26 protein-coding genes are annotated in these 23,170 nt (G+C 70.2%); 12 read left to right on the top strand and 14 right to left on the bottom strand.

What is annotated here, in order from left to right:
• The first annotated feature begins 21 nt into the window (after positions 1 to 21).
• From ACFQW8_RS09085 to ACFQW8_RS09070, 4 genes are read left to right on the top strand one after another with little or no spacing between them, the layout of a single operon-like run.
• Entirely contained in the window at positions 22 to 1,104 is a 1,083-nt protein-coding gene (locus ACFQW8_RS09085) for a sigma-70 family RNA polymerase sigma factor (RefSeq protein ID WP_380086690.1), read from the top strand.
• Positions 1,101 to 2,003: an STAS domain-containing protein gene (locus ACFQW8_RS09080; RefSeq protein ID WP_380086689.1), complete on the top strand. Its 903-nt coding sequence runs from the start codon at positions 1,101 to 1,103 to the stop codon at positions 2,001 to 2,003. The genes ACFQW8_RS09085 and ACFQW8_RS09080 overlap by 4 nt, the downstream gene beginning before the upstream one ends.
• The gene (locus ACFQW8_RS09075; protein ID WP_380086687.1) at positions 2,000 to 2,386 is read left to right on the top strand and encodes an STAS domain-containing protein; all 387 of its coding nucleotides are present in this window, start codon (positions 2,000 to 2,002) and stop codon (positions 2,384 to 2,386) included. The genes ACFQW8_RS09080 and ACFQW8_RS09075 overlap by 4 nt, the downstream gene beginning before the upstream one ends.
• The gene (locus ACFQW8_RS09070) at positions 2,379 to 2,687 is read left to right on the top strand and encodes a phosphatase RsbU N-terminal domain-containing protein (RefSeq protein ID WP_380086686.1); all 309 of its coding nucleotides are present in this window, start codon (positions 2,379 to 2,381) and stop codon (positions 2,685 to 2,687) included. The genes ACFQW8_RS09075 and ACFQW8_RS09070 overlap by 8 nt, the downstream gene beginning before the upstream one ends.
• A gap of 9 nt (positions 2,688 to 2,696) precedes the next feature.
• Here the strand turns inward: ACFQW8_RS09070 and ACFQW8_RS09065 are convergent, their stop codons facing one another.
• The 3 genes from ACFQW8_RS09065 to ACFQW8_RS09055 are packed head-to-tail and all read right to left on the bottom strand — an operon-like array spanning position 2,697 to position 5,678.
• Positions 2,697 to 3,509, bottom strand: a complete 813-nt coding sequence (locus ACFQW8_RS09065) for a crotonase/enoyl-CoA hydratase family protein (protein WP_380086685.1) — start codon at positions 3,507 to 3,509, stop codon at positions 2,697 to 2,699.
• 21 nt (positions 3,510 to 3,530) lie between these two features.
• Positions 3,531 to 4,712 carry an MFS transporter gene (locus ACFQW8_RS09060; protein ID WP_380086684.1) on the bottom strand — a complete coding sequence of 394 codons (1,182 nt, stop codon included), beginning with the start codon at positions 4,710 to 4,712 and terminating at the stop codon, positions 3,531 to 3,533.
• Between the two features lie 6 nt (positions 4,713 to 4,718).
• Positions 4,719 to 5,678, bottom strand: coding sequence for an ArgP/LysG family DNA-binding transcriptional regulator (locus ACFQW8_RS09055; RefSeq protein ID WP_380086683.1), 960 nt, complete (start codon positions 5,676 to 5,678; stop codon positions 4,719 to 4,721).
• A gap of 104 nt (positions 5,679 to 5,782) precedes the next feature.
• On the opposite strand from ACFQW8_RS09055, the gene ACFQW8_RS09050 reads away from it, so the two are divergent.
• Entirely contained in the window at positions 5,783 to 6,754 is a 972-nt protein-coding gene (locus tag ACFQW8_RS09050; protein ID WP_380086682.1) for an NADPH:quinone oxidoreductase family protein, read from the top strand.
• On the opposite strand, the gene ACFQW8_RS09045 is transcribed toward ACFQW8_RS09050, so the two are convergent.
• Both ACFQW8_RS09045 and ACFQW8_RS09040 read right to left on the bottom strand, forming a co-directional pair.
• Complete coding sequence (locus ACFQW8_RS09045; protein WP_380088637.1) at positions 6,744 to 7,787, bottom strand: Y-family DNA polymerase; 1,044 nt, start codon at positions 7,785 to 7,787, stop codon at positions 6,744 to 6,746. The genes ACFQW8_RS09050 and ACFQW8_RS09045 overlap by 11 nt on opposite strands.
• 30 nt (positions 7,788 to 7,817) lie before the next feature.
• Positions 7,818 to 8,426 carry a response regulator gene (locus ACFQW8_RS09040; RefSeq protein ID WP_380086681.1) on the bottom strand — a complete coding sequence of 203 codons (609 nt, stop codon included), beginning with the start codon at positions 8,424 to 8,426 and terminating at the stop codon, positions 7,818 to 7,820.
• 116 nt (positions 8,427 to 8,542) lie between these two features.
• Here ACFQW8_RS09040 and ACFQW8_RS09035 point away from each other — a divergent pair, with 116 nt between their 5' ends.
• The 3 genes from ACFQW8_RS09035 (at position 8,543) to ACFQW8_RS09025 (ending at position 12,778) form a co-directional block, all read left to right on the top strand.
• Positions 8,543 to 9,799, top strand: a complete 1,257-nt coding sequence (locus ACFQW8_RS09035; protein WP_380086680.1) for an NAD(P)/FAD-dependent oxidoreductase — start codon at positions 8,543 to 8,545, stop codon at positions 9,797 to 9,799.
• A gap of 47 nt (positions 9,800 to 9,846) precedes the next feature.
• The gene (locus ACFQW8_RS09030) at positions 9,847 to 11,937 is read left to right on the top strand and encodes an NAD(+) synthase (RefSeq protein WP_380086679.1); all 2,091 of its coding nucleotides are present in this window, start codon (positions 9,847 to 9,849) and stop codon (positions 11,935 to 11,937) included.
• Positions 11,938 to 12,016: 79 nt separating this feature from the next.
• Entirely contained in the window at positions 12,017 to 12,778 is a 762-nt protein-coding gene (locus ACFQW8_RS09025; RefSeq protein ID WP_380086678.1) for a hypothetical protein, read from the top strand.
• Between the two features lie 9 nt (positions 12,779 to 12,787).
• Here ACFQW8_RS09025 and ACFQW8_RS09020 read toward each other — a convergent pair whose 3' ends face one another.
• From ACFQW8_RS09020 to ACFQW8_RS09005, 4 genes are all read right to left on the bottom strand, one after another.
• Positions 12,788 to 13,681, bottom strand: a complete 894-nt coding sequence (locus ACFQW8_RS09020) for an RNA polymerase sigma-70 factor (RefSeq protein WP_380086677.1) — start codon at positions 13,679 to 13,681, stop codon at positions 12,788 to 12,790.
• A complete protein-coding gene (locus ACFQW8_RS09015) occupies positions 13,678 to 14,289 on the bottom strand; it encodes a carboxymuconolactone decarboxylase family protein (RefSeq protein WP_380086676.1) in 612 nt (203 codons plus the stop codon). The genes ACFQW8_RS09020 and ACFQW8_RS09015 overlap by 4 nt, the downstream gene beginning before the upstream one ends.
• A gap of 110 nt (positions 14,290 to 14,399) precedes the next feature.
• Complete coding sequence (locus tag ACFQW8_RS09010; RefSeq protein WP_380086675.1) at positions 14,400 to 15,266, bottom strand: ABC transporter permease; 867 nt, start codon at positions 15,264 to 15,266, stop codon at positions 14,400 to 14,402.
• Positions 15,263 to 16,162, bottom strand: coding sequence for an ABC transporter ATP-binding protein (locus tag ACFQW8_RS09005; protein ID WP_380086674.1), 900 nt, complete (start codon positions 16,160 to 16,162; stop codon positions 15,263 to 15,265). Before ACFQW8_RS09005 ends, ACFQW8_RS09010 begins: the two co-directional genes overlap by 4 nt.
• 182 nt (positions 16,163 to 16,344) lie before the next feature.
• On the opposite strand from ACFQW8_RS09005, the gene ACFQW8_RS09000 reads away from it, so the two are divergent.
• Positions 16,345 to 17,586: an endonuclease gene (locus ACFQW8_RS09000; protein ID WP_380086673.1), complete on the top strand. Its 1,242-nt coding sequence runs from the start codon at positions 16,345 to 16,347 to the stop codon at positions 17,584 to 17,586.
• 77 nt (positions 17,587 to 17,663) lie between these two features.
• On the opposite strand, the gene ACFQW8_RS08995 is transcribed toward ACFQW8_RS09000, so the two are convergent.
• The gene (locus ACFQW8_RS08995; protein ID WP_380086672.1) at positions 17,664 to 18,170 is read right to left on the bottom strand and encodes a GNAT family N-acetyltransferase; all 507 of its coding nucleotides are present in this window, start codon (positions 18,168 to 18,170) and stop codon (positions 17,664 to 17,666) included.
• Positions 18,171 to 18,206: 36 nt separating this feature from the next.
• On the opposite strand from ACFQW8_RS08995, the gene ACFQW8_RS08990 reads away from it, so the two are divergent.
• Positions 18,207 to 18,602, top strand: coding sequence for a PPOX class F420-dependent oxidoreductase (locus ACFQW8_RS08990; protein WP_380086671.1), 396 nt, complete (start codon positions 18,207 to 18,209; stop codon positions 18,600 to 18,602).
• Positions 18,599 to 18,961 (top strand): DUF952 domain-containing protein, encoded by a 363-nt coding sequence (locus ACFQW8_RS08985; RefSeq protein WP_380086670.1) that lies wholly within the window; start codon positions 18,599 to 18,601, stop codon positions 18,959 to 18,961. The genes ACFQW8_RS08990 and ACFQW8_RS08985 overlap by 4 nt, the downstream gene beginning before the upstream one ends.
• Before the next feature lie 63 nt (positions 18,962 to 19,024).
• Here ACFQW8_RS08985 and ACFQW8_RS08980 read toward each other — a convergent pair whose 3' ends face one another.
• The 4 genes from ACFQW8_RS08980 to ACFQW8_RS08965 form a co-directional block, all read right to left on the bottom strand.
• Positions 19,025 to 20,404: a peptidoglycan DD-metalloendopeptidase family protein gene (locus tag ACFQW8_RS08980; protein ID WP_380086669.1), complete on the bottom strand. Its 1,380-nt coding sequence runs from the start codon at positions 20,402 to 20,404 to the stop codon at positions 19,025 to 19,027.
• A 135-nt stretch (positions 20,405 to 20,539) separates the two neighbouring features.
• Complete coding sequence (locus tag ACFQW8_RS08975) at positions 20,540 to 21,529, bottom strand: permease prefix domain 1-containing protein (RefSeq protein WP_380086668.1); 990 nt, start codon at positions 21,527 to 21,529, stop codon at positions 20,540 to 20,542.
• A complete protein-coding gene (locus ACFQW8_RS08970) occupies positions 21,526 to 21,864 on the bottom strand; it encodes a PadR family transcriptional regulator (RefSeq protein WP_380086667.1) in 339 nt (112 codons plus the stop codon). The genes ACFQW8_RS08975 and ACFQW8_RS08970 overlap by 4 nt, the downstream gene beginning before the upstream one ends.
• Positions 21,865 to 21,968: 104 nt before the next feature.
• Positions 21,969 to 22,880 (bottom strand): LysR family transcriptional regulator, encoded by a 912-nt coding sequence (locus tag ACFQW8_RS08965; protein ID WP_380086666.1) that lies wholly within the window; start codon positions 22,878 to 22,880, stop codon positions 21,969 to 21,971.
• Between the two features lie 82 nt (positions 22,881 to 22,962).
• Here ACFQW8_RS08965 and ACFQW8_RS08960 point away from each other — a divergent pair, with 82 nt between their 5' ends.
• Positions 22,963 to 23,136 (top strand): hypothetical protein, encoded by a 174-nt coding sequence (locus tag ACFQW8_RS08960; protein WP_380086665.1) that lies wholly within the window; start codon positions 22,963 to 22,965, stop codon positions 23,134 to 23,136.
• Positions 23,137 to 23,170 lie beyond the last annotated feature (34 nt).

Below are 23,170 nucleotides of genomic sequence, written 5' to 3'. Positions count from 1 at the left end.
ATCGCGCGTAGGGTCGGAAAGGTGAGCCCGACGCCCGCCAGCGACGAGTCGCAGGACCGGGTGGAGTCGGCGGAAGTCGCCGCCCTCCTGCCCATGCTGCGGCGGATCGTCGCGGCCCGTGTGGGTCTGCATCCGGCAGCCGAGGACATCGTGCAGGAGACGTTGCTCCGCGTGCTCACGGCGGAGGACCGTATCCAGCCCGGCATGCTCGAGCCCTACGCGATCACCACCGTGCGCAACGTCATCGCGACGATGTGGCGCGCAAACGACCGGGAGGCCCGCAACCAGCACCGGATGCACGACCCGAGCGAGCCGGACGTGGCCGAGGAGCTCCTCGTCGCCTCCGAGGAGCAGTCCGCCATCGCCGAGGCCCTGCAGCGCCTGACCGACCGCGAACGCCAGATCCTGCTGGCCCACGAGGTGGGTGGCCAGGCGACCCAGTCGTTGGCCGACGAGACCGGGAGCACGGCGGGCGCCGTCGCCGCCCAGCTCAAGCGGACGCGCGCACGGCTGCGGGTCGAGTACGTCCTGGCCCTCGAGGGCATCGAACCGCCGACCGACCGCTGCCGACCGGTGCTGCTGGCCCTGTCCAGCGCGGACCGTCGCCGGCAGCGTGAGGTGGATGCCGGCCGCCACCTCCTGGAGTGCGCCGTCTGCGCTCGGCTGAGCGAGCCGCTCCTGGGCCGGGGACCGGTCCGACATGACGAGATCAACGTGACCATCACCGCCGACCCGGACATCGTCGCGGCTCGCCAGGCCGCACGAGAGCTTGCGGTCGAGGCTGGCTTCACCGGCACCGACCTCACGATGCTGGCCACCGCCGTCTCCGAGGTGGCGCGCAACATCGTCCGGTTCGCCTCGGGCGGCGAGGTGAGCATCGAGCTGCTGGACAGGCCGAGGACCGGCATCCGCGTGGTGGCCAGGGACACCGGGCCCGGCATCCGCGACATCGACCGTGCCCTGCAGGACGGGTTCAGCACCTACCAAGGACTGGGTCTGGGACTGCCGGGCTCCCGAAGACTGATGGACGAGTTCAGCATCGTCTCCGAGCCCGGCCAGGGCACGACGGTGACCATGACCAAATGGATCGAGAAGAAGGGATGAGCATGGACGCTCACAGCTCCGAGGAGTCCGCCGTGCAGGAGGACCAACCGGCATCCGGCGACCTGCTGCTTCCGCAGCTCGTGGCCCACCTCCGGGAACATCGCGCGACGCTTCGCGACGACTGGGCCTCACGGATCCACGACGCGCACCTGCTGGAGGCCATGACCCCGCAGGAGATGGTTGCCGAGACCACCTCGGTCTACGACAACTACGTCGAGGTGCTCGAGACCGGGAGCGTCGAGGCCCTGCAGCACTACGCCCGAGACCTCTCCGAGCGCATCATCCCGCGCGGGGTGGAGACCCACGAGGTCGTCGGCATCGTGCTGCTCCTGCGCGACGTGCTCGCCCGGTCGCTGTTCGAGAAGTACCAGGGCGACGTCGGACTGCTCAACCGGGTGCTTGACGCCTACGAGCCGGCAGCCAACCGCATCGCGAACACGGTCGCGGTGAGCTTCGTCGACGAGCGCGAACGCGTCATCCGCCAGCAGCAGGACGCGATCCGGGAGCTGTCGACGCCGGTGCTGCCGGTGCGCGAGCGCCTCCTCATCCTGCCCATCATCGGCGTCCTCGACGGTGAGCGTGCCAAGCAGCTCACCGAGCAGCTCCTGAGCGGCATCCGCACGCATCGTGCCAAGGTCGTGGTCATCGACATCACCGGAGCACCCGAGGTCGACGAGGCAGTGGCCAACCACCTCGTCCAGACCGTCGACGCCTCGCGCCTCATGGGAGCCAGCGTCATCATCACCGGGCTCTCCCCCACCATCGCCCAGACCCTGGTGACCATCGGCGTGGACCTCAGCAAGATGAACACCATCGGAGACCTCCAGGGCGGCCTCGAGGAAGCAGAGCGTCTGCTGGGCTTCAAGGTCACCCGCACAGGGGTGACGGACGGCTCGTGAACTCAGGACCGGCTCTCGTCTCCATCCTGCGGCAGGGTGACACCCTCGTCGCATCGGTCCACACTGCCCTGGACGACTCGGAGATGGTCCGGTTCCAGAACGACCTCGTGCGGCAGATCGGCGAGTACCGGGCACGAGGTGTGATCATCGACGTCGCCGCGCTCGACGTGATCGACAGCTTCGCGTCGCGCACCCTGCAGACCATCGCCGACATCGCGCGGCTGCGCGGAGCCGTGACGGTCATCGTGGGGATCCAGCCGGACGTCGCCTTCGCCATGGTCCGACTGGGCATGGGGATGGGTGAGGTCACCACGGCCCTGGACCTCGAGGAGGGGATGGCCCACCTCGCGAGGCTTCGCGAGGTGGGGAACGCTCGTGGCTGACCTCGCCGACCTGACGCTCGACTACCGGGCGGCCTTCCTGCGCTACCTCCCCCAGCGCAGCGAGGCCGCGTTGACGTTGGGCTACCAGCTCGGGCGGCGAGCCGTCGACGACGGCGTCAGCCTCCTCGACCTCGTCGGCGTCCACCACGTCGTCCTGGCCGAGCTCATCGAGGACATGACCGGCGCCGATGCGGTGACAGCCACCCACGCGGCGTCGGACTTCCTCCTGGAGGTGCTGTCGACGTTCGACATGGCGCACCGCAGCCTGAGGCGGTCCTCAGACCTCGAACAGGATGCCTGACCGGCAGGTTCAGCCTCTCGGGTCGACTCCGGCACGGGGCCGGTATGCCGGCGACTCACGGCGCGTGTTCGCGCGGCGAGCCTCGGCGGCGTTGGCGCCCATGAGGAGGCGGGCCTGCTCGAGCCGCTCCCACATGAAGGTGCGGCGGTCACTCGCCGACCAGGTGCGGTCGAAGAGGCGTTTGGTCGCGGCCACCGAGTCCGGCGAGCGTTCGGCGATGGCGGATGCGAGAGCCAGCGCACCGGCATACGGGTCGATGTTCTCCTCCGTCGCCAGGCCGAGCCGGACGGCTTCGGTGCCGGTGACGCTTGCACCGGTCATGGTGAGGCGTTTCGCCACGTCCATGCCGACCTGCTGCGACAGCGTCCTGATGCCGGTCATGTCGGGGATGATCCCCCACTTCGCCTCGAGGACGCTCCACGTCGCTGCGGGTGACGTGATCCGGAAGTCGGCCGCAAGCGCGATCTGGACCCCGCCGCCGAGGCAGTGACCGTGCACGGCCGCGATGACCGGCACGGGGAGTCGCCGCCAGGCCCAGCAGGCCTCCTGGAAGACGTTGGTGCCGCGCCACGGCCTGGGGACGAAGGCCCGCGCGACGCGCTTCGGCTCACCCAGGACCGTGCCGAAGTCGAGCCCGGCGCAGAACGAGCCACCCTCACCCGAGAGGACCACGGACCGCAGGGTGCGGTCGGACCGCAGCCGCCGCGCCGTGGCGATGAGCTGCTCGAGGGTGTCGAGCGTGAGGGCGTTGAGCTTGTCGGGGCGGTTGAGGGCGACGTGGGCGACGCCATTCTCGACGCGGGTGGTGACGAGTTCGCTCATGGGCCGCACTCTAGGCCCGGCTCAGGCGAGCGCGGTCCGGGCGTCGGCGCGGTGCTTGCGCAGGCTGAGGCCGAGGACGCCCGCACCCAGGACGGAGAGGCCGGCGCCCACCCAGCTGGGGGCGGTGTAGCCCCAGCCGTTCGCGATGACGATGCCCCCGAGCCAGGCGCCGAGCGCGTTGGCCGTGTTGAGCGCGGCGTGGTTGCTCGCTGCTGCCAGGGTCTGCGCCTGACCGGCGACCTGCATGAGCCGCAGCTGGAGGTTGACGACGAGGATTCCCGCCAGCACCGACGAGAGGAAGTAGAAGAAGATCGCCGTCGGCCACCACTGCGCGGTGAGGGCGAACGCCACGAGGTTGACCCCCATGCCGACGCACCCGATGGTGATCGACCGGAGCACCGACCACTCGGCCAGCCGACCGGCGAGGGGGGTGCCGACCAGGCCACCGATGCCGGCCGCGAGGAGGAAGATCGGCACCGCGCCGGCATCGAGCCCGGTGACGTCCGTGACGGTGGGCGCGATGTAGCTCGCCATCGCGAACATGCCGCCGAATCCGATCGCCCCGACGAGGAGCGTCAGCGCCACCTGGGTCGTCGCGAAGCCCTTGAGCTCACGCTTGATCGTGCTCTCGAGGTTGCGCTCGATGTGCGGGACGAAGGCCACGAGCAGCCCGATCGTCACGAGGCCGAGCACCGCCACGAGCCAGTAGGCCGATCGCCAGCCGAAGTTCTGTCCCAGCCACGTCGCCCCGGGGACACCGGCGACGTTGGCGACCGGTATGCCGAGCATGACCCGGCTGACTGCGCGCCCCGCCTGACCCTTGCGGGCCAGATCCACGGCCACGAGTGCCGCCACCCCGAAGAAGGCACCGTGCGGCATGCCGGCGACGAAGCGGGCCACGAGGAGCCAGCCGTAGTCCGGAGCCAGGGCCGTCCCCACGTTGCCGATGACGAACGCGACGGTGAGCCCGATCAGGAGCTCCTTGCGCGGCCACGTCGCCCCGAGCACGGCGAGGAGGGGCGCGCCGACGACGACCCCCGCGGCATACGCCGAGATGCTGTGTCCGGCGGTGGGGATCGAGACGGAGACGCCCTCGGCGATGTCGGGCAGGAGCCCCATGGTGACGAACTCGGTCGTGCCGATGGCGAATCCACCGACCACGAGGGCGATGGTGGCGAGGAGAGCATGACGGGGAGGGGGCACGAGGAGTCAATCTACGAGGCGGGGCTCACCGTCCCTCTCGCGTCCCGACGAGCGGACTCGCTGGCCGGAGCGGGCTCCGCGAGGCCGCTTCGGGAGGGGGCGCAGACCCGTCCGAGCCGCCTGCAGGACCGCGTCGTTGAGTCGTTCGAGGCGGTGGGACGGCACCTTCCACACGTGCCAGTGGAGGACGACGTCGACGAACTCGTCGGAGAGGGTGACGATCCGGCCGTCAGTGAGCTCCTCGGCCACCGTCGCCTCGGGGACGAGAAGCCATCCCATCCCGGCGAGAAGCGCGGACTTCAGGCCCGGGGATGACGGCACCTGCGAGGCCGGTGACGACGTCGCGCGCCCACGGGCTGCGAGGAACTGCTCCTGGACGTGGTCGTGGTCGTCGTAGCGCAGCACCGGCATGGCGTCCCAGTCGAGCTCACCGTCGGTCCCGCTGAACCGAGCCGCCAGCCCCGGCGCCGCGACGGGGAGGTAGCGCATGACCCCGAGGGGGTGGGACCGGCAGCCGGGAACCGGCTGGGAAACGGTGCTGACCGCAGCAGCGCACTCCCCCTGACGGAGCAGGGTCAGAGTGCGGTCCTCGTGGACGATCGAGAACCGCAGCCGGCTGTCGTCCCATGACGCCGCGGCATCGAGGAGATCCACGAGCCAGGTGTCGAGGGAGTCGGCGTTGACGGCGATGCGCAGCACGACCGGCGCCTCGCGGGCGATCCCGAGCAGGTCGCGCGAGTCCTCCTCGAGCAGCTCGACCTGCCGCGCCAGGCGCACGAGGACGGCGCCTGCTTCGGTGGCGGTGCACGGGTGGACCCGTCGGACCACCACCTGCCCCACGCTCGACTCGAGCGCCCGCACGCGCTGGCTGACCGCCGAGGGGGTGAGGTGCAGCGCCCGGGCGGCCAGTTCGAAGCTGCCGGTGTCGACGATGGCTGCGAGAGCGCGAACCTGCTCGAGGTTCATGACTCATCTCACCACCGCCGAGCAGGTTCCGTGGGGCTGTTGCGAGAACCCGGTCCCTGGCCCACGGGAGCCTCGTGGGGTCCGCCCGCTCCTAGGATCGGTGCATGCGTGCAGCCCAGGTGACCCGACTCGACGGACCCGACGCCGTGGAGGTCGTCGACGTCCCCGCCCCTGACGTCCCGGAGGGTCAGGCGCTCATCGACGTCGCGGCTGCCGGCGTGGCCTTCCCCGACGTCCTGCTGACCCGGGGGGAGTACCAGCTGAAGCCGTCCCTGCCCTTCGTCCCGGGCGCCGAGGTCGCGGGTGTCGTCCGCGTCGCACCCGCGGGCAGCGGGCTGTCGGTGGGCGACCGGGTGGTGGCGTTCCCCGTCCTCGGAGGCTTCGCCGAGCAGGTCGTCTGCGACCCAGCGCTCGTCTTCCCGCTGCCGGACGGGGTGACGTTCGACCGGGGCGCCGCGCTGCCGATGAACTACCTCACCTGCCACTTCGCCCTGCGCCACCGTGGTCGCCTCGCCGAGGGGGAGAAGGTCCTCGTGCACGGCGCCGCCGGCGGCGTCGGGACCGCGGCCATCCAGCTCGCCAAGGCCTGGGGTGCAACCGTGTATGCCGTGGTGTCCGACTCCGCGAAGGCGGACGTCGCGCGCGACGCCGGCGCCGACGAGGTCGTGCTGGCGGAGGGCTTCAAGGACGCGGTCGCCGACCTCGCGTCGGGCCACGGCGTCGACGTCGTCGTGGACCCGGTTGGTGGCGACCGCTTCACCGACTCGCTCCGCTGCCTGGCTCCGCTGGGCCGGCTCCTCGTCATCGGCTTCGCGGCGGGCTCGATCCCCGAGGTCAAGGTCAACCGGTTGCTGCTGAACAACCTCGACGTCGTCGGGGTCGGATGGGGCGCCTACTGGACCGGGGCCGGTGGCCCGGGGTTCGTGCGACGGCAGTGGGACGAGCTCGTGCCGCTGCTCGAGTCGGGCCGGCTCGACCCGGTGATCGGGTCGGTGCGCTCGCTCGACGAGATCGGCGCCGCGCTGCGTGACCTCGACGAGCGCCGCGCCACGGGCAAGGTCCTCCTCACGCCCTGACGCCCGGGTCGGCGACTTGCGGTAGGCCGAACGTCACGCCGACCATCGTCACGCCCCGACCGTCCTCCTCGTATGCCGTCCGCTCCAGCGCCGAGATCGCTGCGCCGACGAGGATGGCTGGGTCCCTCGTGGGCCTGTCGATCGCGCCGGGCACCGTGACGGCATGGTCGTCGTCGTAACGGAGGTGGACGTCGAGGCGGGTGGCCGGTCGGGGGTCGTCCCCGAGCCGAGCCAGGGCGCGGATGACGTTGCCGCGCAACGCCTCCTGGATGACGGAGCGCTGACGGGTCGAGCGACCCAGCGAGCGCTGGGACGACACCGACCTGCGCGCCGTGGGCAGGCGGATGGTCGCGTCGTCGACGCCGTCGCGGATGGCGACGAGGTTCTTGGCCATCGCCTTGGCCACCCGGCGCTCGACCAGGCTCTCCACCGTCCATCCCGCAAGGTCGGCCACGAGGACGATGCCGGCGTCGTGGAGCCTGGCCGTCGTCATGGGGCCGACACCCCAGAGGTCGGCGACCGGCAGCCGTGGTCGCACCCGGGCCTCGGTCTCGGCATCGACCACGAACAGGCCATCGGGCTTGGCGCGTCGGCTGGCGAGCTTGGCGAAGAGCTTGGCTCGGGCCACCCCGCAGGACACGGGCAACCCGAGCTCGCGTCGGGCCCGCTCGCGCAGCCTGCCGGCGATGCGACCGGCCTCCTCGACCGAGCCACCGTCGAGCGCGGACACGTCGAGGAAGGCCTCCTCCATCGATCCCGGCTCGACCAGTGAGGTCACCTCTCGAAAGAGCGCCATGAGGTCGGCGCTCGCAGACTCATAGGCACCGCTCCGGAAGTCGGCCACGAGCAGCTCGGGCCAGCGACGCCGGGCCTGGAACAGCGGCATACCGGCATGGACGCCGAGCGCTCGCGCCTCATAGCTCGCACAGGCGACCACCTGCGGACCGACGACCATCGGCCGCCCGCGCAGGGCGGGGAAGTCGCGTTGCTCGACCGACGCAAAGAAGGCGTCGGCGTCGGCATGGATGAGCATGCGGTCCACGCTCCCACCCAGTCCTGACACTCACACCCCGCGGAACAGGTCCTTCCGGTTGTCCACCCCGAGCTTGCGCAGGATGCTGCGCACGTGCGTCTTCACCGTCGAGACCTCGATGGTGAGGCGAGCCGCCATGTCGGGGTTGGTCAGGCCCTCCATCATCAGGTGCAGGATCTCGTTCTCCCGCTCGGTCAGGGGCTCGACCGGCGCGAACCGTCGAGCCTCGACCCACGACGCCTGGCCGGCTTCCATGACCAACGCGTGCGGACCGACGCGCACCTGACGCAGCGCCGCGATGAAGGCGTCATCGGGAGCCGTCTTGCTGACGAGTGCGTCGGCACCGGCCAGCCTGGCGATCTGGACGTCGATCTGCCGGGTGAAGGACGTGAACACCACGACCCGGGCGTCGCACACGGTCTTGATGGACCGACACAGCTCGATCCCGCTGTGGGCGCCACCGAGCCTGACCGGCAGGACGACCACGTCAGGCCGCAGGCGCGCTGCCGCGTCGAGCGCCTGCGATGCGCTCGTGGCCTCGCCCACGACCTCGAACTCGGCGTGCTCGGCCGTGAGGGTTCGCAACCCACGCAGGACGACCGGGTGGTCCTCGACCAGCAGCACCCTGATGACGTCCAAGCCAGTCCTTCCTCTGTGGCCACGCGTGCGGACTCCGGTGCCGCCTCGTCGGGCCCACTGATGATCCTCCCTCAGGGATGAGGTGGAGCAGGTGCCGAAGTTCCTACGGTCGAGGTATGGCGACACAGCTCGACGTGACCCGACAGCGCAGCTTTGACTTTGCCGTGATCGGCGCCGGCGTCATCGGCGCCAGCACTGCTCGAGAGCTGGCCCGACGTGGGGCCAGCGTCGTCGTGCTCGACAGGGCCAGCGGGGTCGGAGGTGGCTGTTCCTACGCCAACGCCGGCATCCTGGCCCCCGACCACGTGTCTCCTCTGGCGACGCCGGCGCTCCTGCGCGAGGCCCCTCTTCAGATGGTGCGCCGCCCACCCGCCGTGCGGGTGCGGCCCGCATCCGGTTTGGCGCCCTGGCTGGGCGAGCTGGCTGCGTCGGCCACGCCGACTCGAGCGCGGGTCGCTCAAGCCAGGCTGCGGCAGCTGGCCAACGAGAGCACCCACCTCCACCGCGAGCTCGGCGCCCACAGCCTCAACCCCACGTTGCGCAAGACAGGTGCCATCGACGTCTACCTGCGTCGTCCGCGCGGCCGGGTCGCGGGGCTGCTCTCACCCACCGAGGTGCGTGACCTGGAGCCGGGACTGGCGCCTGTTGCCGGGGGCCTGCACCACACCGAGGAATGGGTCGTCGAGAGTCGCAGCTATGTGCGCGCGATGCTCGACGACGCCATGGCGCACGGCGCTGAGGTGCTCTTCGGCGCCCAGGTGCAGCACCAGCTGCTCAGCGGTGGGCGGGTTGCGGCTCTCGACACCACGCTCGGCAGGATCCGGGTTGGTCACGTCGTGCTCGCCTCGGGCGTCGACTCGGGAGTCTTGGCGGACCAGGTGGGCGTGCGGCTGCCGCTGCGAGGAGGTCGCGGCTACGTCGTGGACGTGGCGGCGCCTGACGGAGCCCTCGCGCAGCCGGTGCGACTCAAGGAGCACCGAGTGGTCATCACACCTCTGCCGGACCGGGTCCGCGTGGCCGGGTCCATCGAGTTCGGTGACGAGGCGCGCTTCGCGGACCTGAGGCGTGCGGACGCGTTGTTCGAGGTCGCGACACGAGCCGTGCCCGGGCTGCGGGGCGCTCCCGTGCTCGACCGCTGGGCAGGCGAGCGGCCGTGCACCCCGGACGGCGTGCCCGTCATCGGGCCCACCCACGCCGTGCCGAACCTCTCGGTGGCCACGGGCCACGGCATGTGGGGTCTCATCCTGGCTCCGGTCACGGCCAGGCTCATCGCCGGCCAGGCCATCGACCACCGCGACGACCCGGGGCTCGCCTGGCTGAGCCCGGACCGCTTCGCGCGACGTGGCGCCGTCCTGCGCCGATCCATCGCCTGAGAGCGCACCTGACGGCCCTGGGTCGGTGCACCTGACAGACTTGGCCCATGGACTTCCGCAACGCCTACGCGCACGGATTCGCCCGCGTGGCCGCCTGCACGCTGCCCGTGACGATGGCCGACCCCGCCAAGAACGCGGAGGCCACCATCGAGCAGGTCCGCACGCTCCACGAGGACGGAGTGGCCGTCGCGCTCTTCCCCGAGCTGGGCCTGTCCGGCTATGCCATCGACGACCTCTTCATGCAGGACGTCCTGCTCGAGGAGGTCGACCGGGCGATCGTCGCCATCGCCGACGCGACCGCCAAGCTCACCCCGATGGTCGTCGTCGGCGCCCCGCTGCTGATCGGCAACCGGCTGCTCAACTGCGCCGTGGTCATCCAGGGCGGCGAGGTCATCGGGGTCGCGCCGAAGTCCTACCTCCCCAACTACCGCGAGTTCTACGAGAAGCGCTGGTTCGCCGCCGGCGACGACGCGGTCGACACCCTCATCAACCGTCCGCACTGGCCGGGTGCCGACGAGGACGGCGACATCGCCTACGGCACCGACCTGCTCTTCGAGGCGACCGACGTCCCCGGTCTGACCGTCCACGTCGAGATCTGCGAGGACCTGTGGGTGCCGGTGCCGCCGAGCCACCGCGCCGCGCTCGCCGGGGCGACCGTGCTCCTCAACCTCAGCGCCTCCCCCATCACCGTCGGACGCGCCGACGAGCGACACCTGCTCGCGCGCTCCGCGAGCGCACGGTGCAACGCGGCATACCTGTATGCCGCCGCGTCCGAGGGTGAGTCGACCACCGACCTCTCGTGGGACGGCATGACGATGGTCTACGAGCTGGGCGACCTCCTCGGCGAGACCGAGCGCTTTCCGAGCGGACCGCAGGCGACCGTCGTCGACGTCGACCTCGACCTGTTGCGGCAGGAGCGCATCCGGCAGGGCAGCTTCGACGACAACCGGAGGGTCGAGGGCATCGGCGAGCCGGGCGGTGAGTCGTTCCGCGTCATCGCGTTCGAGCTCGAGCCACCCACCGGAGACATCGGGCTGCGCCGCAAGCTCGACCGCTTCCCGTTCGTCCCCGACGACCCCGAGCGCCTGGCCCTCGACTGCTACGAGGCCTACAACATCCAGGTGTCCGGCCTCGAGCAGCGCCTGCGTGCCATCGGCCAGCCCAAGATCGTCATCGGGGTCAGCGGCGGCCTCGACAGCACCCACGCGCTCATCGTCGCCGCCAAGGCGCTCGACCGGCTCGGCCGCCCCCGCACCGACATCATCGGCTTCACCATGCCGGGGTTCGCGACGAGCGAGGGCACCAGGAGCAACGCCGTCCACCTCATGGAGTCGCTCGGCATCACCTACGAGACGCTCGACATCCGGCCCGCCGCGACACAGATGCTCACCGACCTCGGCCACCCCTTCGGCAGGGGGGAGGAGGTCTACGACGTCACCTTCGAGAACGTCCAGGCCGGCTTGCGCACCGACTACCTCTTCCGCGCGGCGAACCAGCGCGGTGGCATCGTCCTCGGCACCGGCGACCTCTCGGAGCTCGCGCTCGGCTGGTGCACCTACGGCGTCGGTGACCAGATGAGCCACTACGGCGTGAACACCGGCGTCCCCAAGACGCTCATGCAGCACCTCATCCGGTGGGTGGTCTCCTCCGGTCAGTTCGAGGGGGAGGGCAGCGGCGGCGAGACCGTGAACCAGACCCTCTCCGAGATCCTCGAGCAGGAGATCAGCCCCGAGCTGGTCCCGACGAAGGAGGGTGAGCGGATCCAGTCCACCGAGGACTCCGTGGGGCCGTACGCCCTCCAGGACTTCACGCTCTACCACGTCCTGCGCTGGGGCTACCGGCCGAGCAAGATCGCCTTCCTCGCCGAGCACGCCTGGTCCGACGCGACACACGGGAGCTGGCCGGCGGGCTATCCCGAAGGTGAGCGTCCGGCATACGACCTCGCGACGATCCGGCACTGGCTGGAGGTCTTCGTCAAGCGCTACTTCGCCAACCAGTTCAAGCGCAGCGCGCTGCCCAACGGGCCCAAGGTCGTCGGCGGCGGCACGATGTCGCCTCGTGGTGACTGGCGCATGCCGTCCGACGTCTCGTCCGCGGCCTGGCTGGCCGAGATCGAGCGCAATGTTCCTCGTAGCTGAGCGGGACTGATCGCCGTGAGTTAGTCTCGCTCATCGCTCGCTGGGGTCAGCGAGGCCTGAGCCTTGGGGAGACTGCAACGTGAACACCGTCCTTCGCCGCTGCGTACCCGTTCTCGCAGCATCCTCACTCTGCGTCTCGCTCACCGCCTGCGGCGGGGACTCGGACACCGCCACCGAGGTCAAGCCGTCCACCTCTGCCTCCGCCTCCGCCTCTGCCAAGCCGACCAAGGCCAAGGCGCCCGCTGCCGGCGCCCTCTACAAGCAGGTCCGCGACGCGGCGCTCTCGGCCAAGAGCGCCCACGTCAAGGGCAGCTTCACCGAGGACGGTGAGAAGACCTCGATCGACCTCAGTGGCACGACCGACGGCAAGAACCAGGAAGCCAGTGTCACGATCGGCGCGGACGGCACGGCGACCGTCCGTACGGTGGCGGGCAAGTACTGGGTCAAGGGCGACAGCACCTTCTGGACCAAGAGCACCGGGGACGCCGCAGCAGCCGATGCCATCGGAGCCAAGTGGATCGAGCTGCCGCCAGAGGAGGCCAAGGGGATGGCTGACACCACGGTGAGCACACTGCTCAAGGAGCTGTTCGAGGACTCCGACCTCGGCAAGCTCGAGGCGGTCCTCACGTCGGTCAAGGAGAGCACCCTGGACGGCGCGAAGGTCTATGTCGTGACCGACAAGGTCGCCGACAACGGCTCGCTGGTCACCTCGGCCGACGGCAAGAACCGGCTTCTCAAGCTCACCGGCCCCAAGGACGAGCCCGGCGAGCTCACCTTCACGGAGTGGGACGCCGTCGCACCCTTCGCGGCACCTCCGGCCGCCGAGATCTTCAAGCGCTGACCACCACCCTCAGCGGCTGACGTCGGTCTCGGCGCCGATGCGCGACAGCTTCTCGGGGTTGCGGACGGCATAGACGCCGGTGATGAGCCCGTCCGCGACCTCCACCGTGAGGATGCTGTCGAGCGCGCCCTCGAGGTGGACGACGAGGGCCGGGCGGCCGTTGACGTCGACCGGCTCGAACGTGACGGCCCCGAACTTGCCGAAGCCACCCAGGAGCAGGCGCGACACCTTGTCGACGCCGACGACCGGGTGGGCCAGCGCCTGCTTGATGCCGCCACCGTCACCGAGCATGACGACGTCGGGGGCGAGGACGTCGACGAGAGCCTGCAGGTCACCCGTCGTGACGGCACGCTGGAACGCCTCGAACGCTCCCCGCGCCTGGTCCGGGGTGGTCCGGCCACGGGGCCGCCGGGCGGCGACGTGGGAGCGGGCCCGATGGGCGATCTGGCGCACCGCCTCCGGCGTCTTCTCGACCGCCTCGGCCAGCTCGTCGTAGTCCAGGGCGAAGACCTCGCGCAGGACGAAGACGACGCGCTCGGTCGGCGAGAGCGTCTCGAGGACGAGCAGCATGGCCATCGACAGGCTGTCGGCGAGCTCGACGTCCTCGGCCACGTCGCGGGTCGTGACCAGCGGCTCGGGCAGCCACGGTCCGACGTAGTCCTCCCGTCGCCGGGACACCGTCCGGAGCCGGTCGAGCGCGGTCCGGCTCACGACCCGCACGAGGTAGGCCCGCGGGTCCTGGACCTCGCCCTGGTCGACCCTGTCCCACTTGAGCCAGGCGTCCTGGACGACGTCCTCGGCATCGGCGGCCGAGCCGAGCATCTCGTAGGCCACCGTGAAGAGCAGGCTGCGGTGGGTGCTGAACGGGTCACTGGCCTCCGCGGTCGTGACGTCTGCGTTCATGCCACCGAGGTTACGGTCGCCGCGCGGGCCGAGGGCGCGGAGAGGGGTGGAAGACCGCAGGCGTCCGCGAACTCCTCGGAGTGGATGCCCATCGCGACGTTGCCGCGGGCGGTGGCGTTCATGAACCCCACCCGAGCGGTGAGCTCGACGAGGCCGGCCGGGCCGAGGTCCTCGAGGAGTGCCGCGGACAGCTCGTCGGTGACCGCCACCGGCGTCTGGGACATCGCCTCGGCGTACTCCATGGCCCGCCTCTCGACCGGGCTGAACAGCGTGGACTCGCGCCAGCGCGGGACCTCGCGCGCCTTGGTCTCGTCGAGCCCCTTGTGGTGCGACAGGAAGTAGTGGAAGTCCAGGCACCAGCTGCACCCGATGTATGCCGCCGTGGCCATCGCGGCGTACGCCACGACGTCCTTGTCGACGGCGTCCCACTTCTCCACCTTCCGCCCGTAGCCCATCGACGCCTTGAGCACGTCCTTGTGGTGCCACATGACGCCCATGGACTCGGGCACCTTGCCGAACATGCGGCGCGACATCACCTTGACGACGGCTCCGAAGAGGCCGTCGACCTCGCCGGTGGGGATCCTGGCGCTCTGGGTGGTCCTGCTCATGTCCATCTCCTTCGTGTCAGTGAAGGGCCGCCCTGCGCTGCCCTCGACATGAAGACGCCGCCCGGTCGGGTTCTGTGACAACCCGACCGAGCGGCATGGACCTCGTGGTGCTACTTGACCTCGGAGCGACGGACCAGGAACAGGCCGACCGCGAGCGGGATGGCCAGCCAGAACAGGCCGGTGACCCCCAGCTGTGCCCACTGCGTGCCCGTCAGGTCACCCTCGAAGAGGGCGCCCTGGGCGAAGTTGAAGTCCACCCACGGCTGCAGGTCCCGGAACCACTCCTGGCTCGAGGCCAGGAGCATGGTCAGGGGCGTGAGGACGAAGTTGTAGACGAAGTAGCCCACGATGGCGCCCGGTGAGTTGCGGATGAGGACACCGAGCATGAAGCCGATGAGCATGCTGAGCACGGTGGCGAGGGTGATCGTGAGCATCTGCGGGACGGAGAGGTCCCAGACCGGGTCGATGCCGGCGAGGGCTGCTCCGAGCAAGTTGCCCAGGGCACCGACTGCCAGCGCCACGCCCATGGCCGCGACACCGACCGCGACCGCCACCGCCAGCTTGGCCGTGATGACCCGGCCGCGGTGCGGCACGAGCGTGAAGGTCGTGAGGCCGCTTCGCTGGCTCCACTCACTCGTCACCGAGAGGGTCGCGATGATCGGGAGGATGATCACCATCGGGAAGCCGACAGCGGCACCGAAGTTGTCGTAGGTCAGGTCCGCGTCCCCGCCGAAGAGCATGACGGACCCCGTCGCCAGGACGGCGAGGATCGCGATGCTGCACATGAGCCACATCCCCGAGCGGGTGTTGAACATCTTGCGCAGCTCGACCTTGAGCAGTCGGCTGGTGGGGATCGCGGCGGGCACCGAGCGCCGCTGCGCGGCAGCCGGGCTGGCGGTGAGGCCGTCGGCCGAGGCCGGGGTCGTCGAGGTCGTCGAGGTCGAGGTCGTCGACGCTGGTGCGGTCGTGGCGGTCATGCCGCTACTCCTTCTCGCTGGGTGTCGGCGGTGAGCTCGAGGAACATCTCCTCGAGTCCCGCACCGTCTGCGGACTTGAGCTCGGTGAGGGCGCACCCGGCGTCGCGGGCGATCTGGCCGACGAGCGTCGGGTCGGCCGTGGTGCGCAGGGCCCCGTCGTCGGACGTGGTGAACTCCACCCCGCCCCGGGTGAGGGCCTCGGACAGCGCGGTGCGATCGGGCGTGCGGACGACGGTGCCGGCGGCGGCGAGGAGCTCGTCCTTGGTGCCCTGGGCGACGATCCGCCCGTTGCCGATGACGACGATGTCGTCGGCGATGACCTCGATCTCGTGGAGCAGGTGGGAGGACAGCAGCACGGTGCCCCCGGCGTTGGCGTAGCCACGCAAGAGGTCGCGCATCCACCGGATGCCCGCCGGGTCGAGGCCGTTGGCGGGCTCGTCGAGGATGAGCACGTGGGGGTCCCCGATGAGCGCGGTGGCGATGCCGAGCCGCTGGCGCATGCCGAGCGAGTAGTTGCGCACCCGCCGACCGGCCTCGGTCGGGGTGAGGCTCACCCGCTGGAGCATCGCGTCGACGCGGGACGCGGGCAGGCCCATCGTCATGGCGGCGACGGTGAGGATCTCGCGCCCGGTGCGACCGGCGTGCTGGGCCGAGGCATCGAGCAGGACGCCGACCTCGAGCCCCGGGTTGGGCAGGTCGACGAAGCGCTTGCCCTCGATGGTGGCCGACCCGCTGGTGGGCGGGGTGAGCCCGACCATCACGCGCATCGTCGTGGACTTGCCGGCCCCGTTGGGACCGAGGAAGCCGGTGACCCGGCCGGGGCGGGCGGTGAAGGAGACGTTGTCGACGGCGACGTGGTCGCCGTACTTCCTGGTGAGTGACTCGACGGTGATCATGAGGGCAACCCTCGCGTGCGGTCACGGGCCCACACATCGGGGACGGCACCCGACCGATCCCTTGGATGACCCTGAGGGCACTCGGGGTCGGCCCCCGAGTGGGGGCGTCTTTGCCGAAATCATGCCGACTCCGCACCTGCGCTTTGCCCACTGCGGCGTATGCCGCGTGCAGGCTGAGCGGCATGCCCACCACCGCGCCCCTCACCTCTGAGGCCCCCACCACCGGGCCCCATCTCCACCAGACCTCCAGGCGCGTCACGACCCTCGTGGCGCTGCTCGTGGTGGCCCTCCTCAGCGCGCTCTCGCTCACCGCCATCACGGCGCGCACGGCGGTCGCCGCCACCCCGCTGACCGTGGCCCAGGCGATCGCCACCCAGAACGGCACGTCGCAGACCGTGCGCGGCTACGTCGTCGGCGAGCCGGTCGCGACGACGACGGTCAACCGCAGCGGGTTCAGCGCGGACTACGCCATCGCCCTGGCAGACACCGCCGGCCAGAGCGACACGAGCAAGATGCTCTACGTCCAGCTGACGACGCAGTGGCGCAGCGCCTGGGGGCTCAAGAGCAACCCGTCCCTCATGGGCAGGGTCCTCGACGTGACGGGACCGCTGTCGGCCTACTTCTCCCACGCAGGGCTGAAGTCACCGACCGCGATCTCGTCCGTCGGCACGACACCCACGCCCACGCCGACCGGGACGCCGACCCCGACACCCACCCCCACTCCCACTGGCGGTGGCACGGACACCTACTACGCGAGTGCCCTCGGCAAGTCGGGCTCGGCCCTGCGCACCGCGCTCCACGGCATCATCAGCGAGCAGACGGTCCTCACCTACGACCAGGTGTGGACCGCACTCAAGGACACCGACCAGGACCCCGCCAACACCGCCAACGTCATCGAGATCTACTCAGGTCGCTCGATCGCCAAGTCCGACAACGGTGGTGGCGTGGACCAGTGGAACCGTGAGCACGTGTGGCCCCAGAGCCACGGCAGCATCGGCACGACCCCCGGCCCCGGCACCGACGTCCACCACCTCCGCCCCGAGGACGTCACCGTGAACTCCGACCGCGGCAACCTCGACTTCGACAACGGCGGCTCGGCGGTCAACCAGTGCTCCGACTGCTGGCGCGACGGCGACTCGTTCGAGCCGCGCGACTCCGTCAAGGGTGACGTCGCCCGGATGATCCTCTACATGGCGATCCGCTACGAGGGCGGCGACGGCTTCGCCAACCTCGAGCCCAACAACATTGCGGGCAACGGCTCCTCGCCCTACGTCGGCAAGCTCACGACGCTCAAGGCCTGGAGCGCGGCCGACCCGCCCTCGACCTTCGAGAAGCGGCGCAACGACCGCATCCACGCCCAGTGGCAGGGCAACCGCAACCCGTTCATCGACCACCCGGAGTGGGTCACCTCGATCTGGCCGTGACCGGACCACCACGCACAAGGTATGCCGGCCGCTCACGACGAGCGGCCGGCATACCGCGTCCTGTCCTCGTCCTGTCGTCAGCCGGGGAAGTCGTGGGGGCGGCGGGCGCCGCTGCCCAGGGCGGCGAGCGCGTCACCGGACAACCGGAAGTCGGTCCACTCGTCCTGCGGCACGGCGCCGAGGCTGCGATAGAACCCGATGCTCGGCTCGTTCCAGTTGAGGACCCACCACTCGAGGCGCTGGTAGCCGCGCTCGACGCAGGTGCGCGCGAGCGTCGCGAGGAGCTCGCGGCCGATGCCGCTGCCGCGCTGCTCCGGCTGGACGAAGAGGTCCTCGAGCCAGATGCCGTTGACCCCCGTCCAGGTCGAGAAGGTGACGAACCAGACCGCCATCCCGACGACCTCGCCGTCGACCTCCGCCACGTGCGCGAACGTCGTCGGGGCGCCGCTCTCCGGGAAGAGCGCGGCGCGGAAGTGCTCCTCGGTCGCCTCGACGGCGTCCGGCTCCTTCTCGTAGGCCGCGAGGTCGCGGACGAGCTGGAGGATGGCCGGGACGTCGTCGGGTGTCGCCTCACGGATCGTCATGAGCGAGAGCGTATGCCGCGGCGTAGGTTGGGATCCATGGCGACTGTCCCCGACGAATTCGTCCACCTGCTCACCGACCCGAACTACGGGCACCTCGCGACGGTGCGGCCTGACGGCACACCGCAGGTCAACCCGATGTGGTTCCTCTTCGACGCCGAGAGCGACACCATCCGGTTCACGCACACCACGAAGCGAGCGAAGTTCCGCAACCTGCAGCAGAACCCGGCGATGGCGATGGAGGTCATCGACCCTGACGACGCCTACCGCTTCGTCGAGCTGCGCGGGCGCCTCGTCGAGGTCGTCCCCGACCCCGAGGGCGCGTTCTACCCGGTGCTCGGCGCGCGCTACGGCAACCCCGAGACGCCGGTCCCGCCCGACAAGGCCGACCGCGTCATCCTCGTCATGTCGATCGACAAGGTCACCCAGAAGTGACCGCACCGCCCACGCCCCCCCGCGGTGTCGTCCTCCACCTCACCAGCCCGCAGACGTGGGCGCAGGCCGTGGCGGACGGCACCTTCACGGAGTCGACGCTGGGACGCATCCTGGCGGAGGAGGGCTTCATCCACTGTTGCGACCCCGACCAGCTCGACTTCGTCCTGACGACGTTCTATGCCGACGTCCCGCACGACCTCCTCCTGCTCACCATCGACCCCGAGCTGCTCGAGTCACCGTTGCTGCGCGAGGTGGGCAACCCCGAGACGGGTGAGGAGTTCCCGCACATCCACGGTCCGCTCAACCCGTCGGCCGTCGTCGCGACCACGGTGATCCACCCGCCTCACTCGCGACCCTGAGGCCCGTCCCCTGCCGGCCTCGAGGGCCTGGGCTGGGGACGGGCGCTCGGCCGAACCCAGGGGTCAGGGCACTACGGACGTCGACCAGATCGGATCGGTCGTCACCGGTAGGGCTGTCCGCGTCTGCACCGTGAACGACTGGAAGTTGGTCGTCGGCGACAGGACGTGCACCGCCGTGCGATCTCCGTCAGCGGGGTCGATGGCGTAGATGTCGGCCCTGCCGTCGACGTCGTAGTCACCCGCGTCGAGTGTCCACTTCGTCCCGGACAACGCAGGCAGCGCGGTTCGCGTGTGGATCGAGAACGTTTGGAAGTTGGACGCCGCGTCGAGCACGTGGACCGCCGTACGCCCCGTGTCAGACCCGTGGAAGGCATAGACGTCCGCCCGCCTGTCGCCGTTGAAGTCGGCAGCAGCGAACGACCAGACCGCACTCGTCGTCTCGGCCAGCGCCGAACGGGTCTGCATGAGGAAGGTCCCGAAGTGCGTGGCCGCGTCGAGCACGTGGACGGCCGTCCTGCCGTTGTCGTTGGTGTCGAAGGCGTAGACCTCGGCTCGCCCGTCGCCGTTGTAGTCCGCCACGTCCAGCTTGAAGCGTGAGATACCGGGCAGCTGCATGCGTCTGTGCGCCACGAAGCTCTGGAAGTGTGAACGGCCATCCAGCACGTGCACCGCGATCTGACCCGCGTCTGCGCGGTCGAAGACGTAGAGGTCGGCGGTTCCGTCTGCGTTGAAGTCGGCCACTCGATGCTCGAAACGAGCTGGGTCGATGGTGGAGTGGATGCCGGCGAGGGTCTGGATCCAGAAGCTCTGGAAGTTCGTCCTGTTGTCCATGCCATGCACCGACGTCTTGCTCTGGTCGTTGCGGTGGAAGGCGAACACGTCACCACTCGCCGGGCTGCTCGTCCCTGACCCTCCGGCGCAGTTCTGGCTGGTGATGGACACCGGGCCGTACTGGTTCGAGAGGTCGCTCACTCCGGCGTAGACGCCGTTGAAGTACACCTGTTGCGAGACCCCGTCCGCGCGGGTCTCGAAGTGCAGGTGCGGGCCTGTCGAGGTCCCGGTGTTGCCCACGGTGCCGATCACCTGGCCCTGGGCGACCTGCGCCCCCGCAGCGACCGAGCGGGTGTTCAGGTGGGCGTAGACCGTCTTCCAGCCGTTGCCGTGGTCGATCTCGATGTGGTTGCCGCCGGGATCGAGCACTCCCGAGTAGAAGACTCGGCCCGCCGCGGCGGCGACGACCGGCTTGCCCAGATCCTCGGCCCCGCTGGCCAGGTTGAAGTCGAGGTCCCCTCCCCCGTGGCCCTCGTAGGTCGTCATCCGCCACGTCTCACCGCAGGGGAAGGGGACCTGGAAGACGGGGCGAGGTCCTGCGGCTGACGCAGCGGGCAATGTCGCGACGGAGCCGAGCAGCGCGAGTGCGGCGGCGACGAAACCTCCCGTCATCCGGCCCACCAGTGACCGTGTCCTGTGTTGTTGCATGACCGATTCCTCTCGACAGGTGCTGAGCGCAGCTGCGCTCATCGACAGCGTCGAGAGCCGGCGACGAGGACGCCATCGATGAGGGCAACGGCTTCATCGTCAGCCGTGACGCTCGCGCCGTCCCTTGATCGCTCGCCGGGCCTTGACCACCGACTCGATGCCGTCCCAGAGGGTGATGACGACGATGACTGCGGCCAGGAGGGCGGTGGGGATGGACCAGTCCGTCGACCAGCCGAAGCGCTCACCGAGGACGGTCGGCAGGTCGGTGAGCAGCTCACCCCGCGACAACAGCCAGATGAGCAGGATCGCCGCGGCAGCGTTGCTCGCCACGTTGACCGCGGCGAGGGTGGGGGTCCAGCGCCCCACGCGCCAGACGACGAGGGCAAGGGCCGCGTCGAGGACGAACAGCCCGATGAGGGCGAGCTTCCAGACGGCGCCGACGTCGGGGTTGAGGACCTGGATGGCGTCGCCGCCCACCCCCGAGAACTGCCACGCCACGAGGACCGCCATTGCTGCGGCGAAGAGCGCCTGGAAGAGCGTCTCGGCCAGCCCCACGTGACGCCACGGCACCTCGGCCGTGAGCTGGTCGGGCTTCCACGTGCTGAGGGGCCGGTCCCGCTCGCCCTCGGGCCGGGTCCACTCGATGACGGCGAAGGTCAGCGTCACCCAGAAGGCCAGGTGGACCGCGACCGACAGCAGGAGGAGGAAGGCGTCGAGGAGGATCGCGCCCCAGTTCTCGTCGGTCGTGGTCACCCGTGCGACGAAGTTCGCGAGGAGGACGATCGGCAGCACGATGGCCGGGAGGATCCGCATGAGCCGGACATAGTCGGGGTAGACCCCGGGACCAATGAGGTAGCCGGGGCGGCCGCCGTACTGGCGCGCGAGCACGTCGGGGTCACCGAGCTCGGAGATCACCTGCTCCTCGGCTGCGTCGGGGTCCACGCCAGCCTCGACCTTGCCGTCGACGGCGTCGGCGATGGTGCCGCGCAGCTCCTGCGCCACGTCGGGTCCGACGTCATCGGGCAGGTGCCGGGTCACCGTCCAGACGTAGCGGTCGGTGAGCGTCGTTCTGGTCCTGTTGTCGGTCATCGTGCGTCTCCTCCGTCGAGGGCGCCGATCGCGGTATCGAGCGTGCGCCATTCGGTCATCAGCTGGTCGAGCACTCGGGCGCCGTCACGGCTGACCCGGTAGAACTTGCGTGGTCGCGCCTCGTCGGTGTTCCACTCACTCGTGAGCAGCCCCTGCTTCTCGAGTCGCCGCAGCAGCGGGTAGAGGGTGTTGCCGTCGACCGCGAAGCCCGCCTCCGCCAGGGTCTCCAGCAGCGCGTAGCCGTATCGAGGCTTGGCGAGGGTCGTCAGGCAGGCCAGCACCACCGTGCCCCTGCGCAGCTCCTGCAGGTGCCCTGCAATGAGGTCATCGTCCATGCCTCACACGATAGTGTGTGACGCACACCATCGTCAACGACACATGTTCGCGCCGGCGCGCGCCCATACCGCTCGCCGGATGGGCTGACGGCTCGGCGACGGGCTCAGCGGGTGGCGGTGCGCCCGCGCCGTGCAGGGTGCCTGTTGAGCTCGAGCAGCATCTCGAGGAGCCGCTCGGCGGCCGGGTTGGGCCGGCCGCTCTCACGCACGAGTGCCGAGATCTCGCGCACGGGCGTGGGGTCGGTGATGCGCAGGCGGGTGACGTCCGAGGGGAGCGCACGCGCCGCGAGCCGCGGCATCACCGAGATCCCCACGCCCGCGGCCACGAACTGGATCGCGGAGTGGTGCTCCTGGGCCTGCACCGTGAAGCGTGGAGTGAATCCCGCTGCGGCACAGGCGGAGACGACGATCCGGTGGCCCTGGCTGCCGATGACGTCGTTGGACACCCAGGTCTCGCCCCGCAGGTCCGCCAACCCGACGCTGCGAGCAGACGCCAGGGCATGGGCGCTCGGGACGACTGCGACGAAGGGGTCGCTCGCGAGGGGGACGTGACGATGGCCCGGCCGCCCTCCGCCGTCCGGCGGGTCGATGACGATGTCGATGTCGGGCGTGAGGTTGCGGCTCGTGACCTCGGTGAGGACGAGGTCGACGGTGAGGCCGGGGAGCTCGAGGGCGAGGCGTTTGACGAGATCGGGCATCCACGCCGACCCGGCCGACGCGAAGTAGCCCACGGTCAGCCGGCCACTGCGGCCCTCGCGCAGGTCGGTGACGACGGAGTCGAGCCGACCCCACTGGCTCATCGCCTCCTCGCTCCGCGCCGCGAGCTCGCGGCCGGCCTGTGTCGGCGTGATGCCACGCCCCTGACGCTGGAAGAGCACGAGCCCCGTCTCGCGGGCCAGGGCGCCCAGGTGCTGGCTCACGGCGCTCGAGGTGAGCCCCAGGTTGTCGGCTGCGGCCTGCACGGAACCACTGCCGACGACGGCACGGAAGACGCGGAGACGGTGCGGGTCGAGCATTTCTTCATTCTACAGCGTTGCTTAACGACCCCTAAGCAGAGTCACGTTGTGCTAAGGAGTTGAACGCTGGATCATTGTCCTCATGATCCCCCGCAACCAGACCCACAGCACCGCCGCCCGCATCGCCGACCGCCTGCGCGGCATCCGTCGCCAGGGCACGTCCGGCTGGTCGACGACCGTCGACATGGACTTCGCCCGCGCCAACCACGAGCTCATGGTGGCTTCCCAGTGGGAGCGACAGAACCGCCACGTCTGACCGACCCGGCCTGCTCCTCCCCAGCGCTGAACCG

The sequence above is a fragment of the Knoellia altitudinis genome (assembly GCF_042666355.1).
GTDB lineage: Bacteria > Actinomycetota > Actinomycetes > Actinomycetales > Dermatophilaceae > Knoellia > Knoellia altitudinis.
Note: the sequence above shows the minus strand (reverse complement) of the source record. Positions and strands in the feature narration are given on the sequence as shown.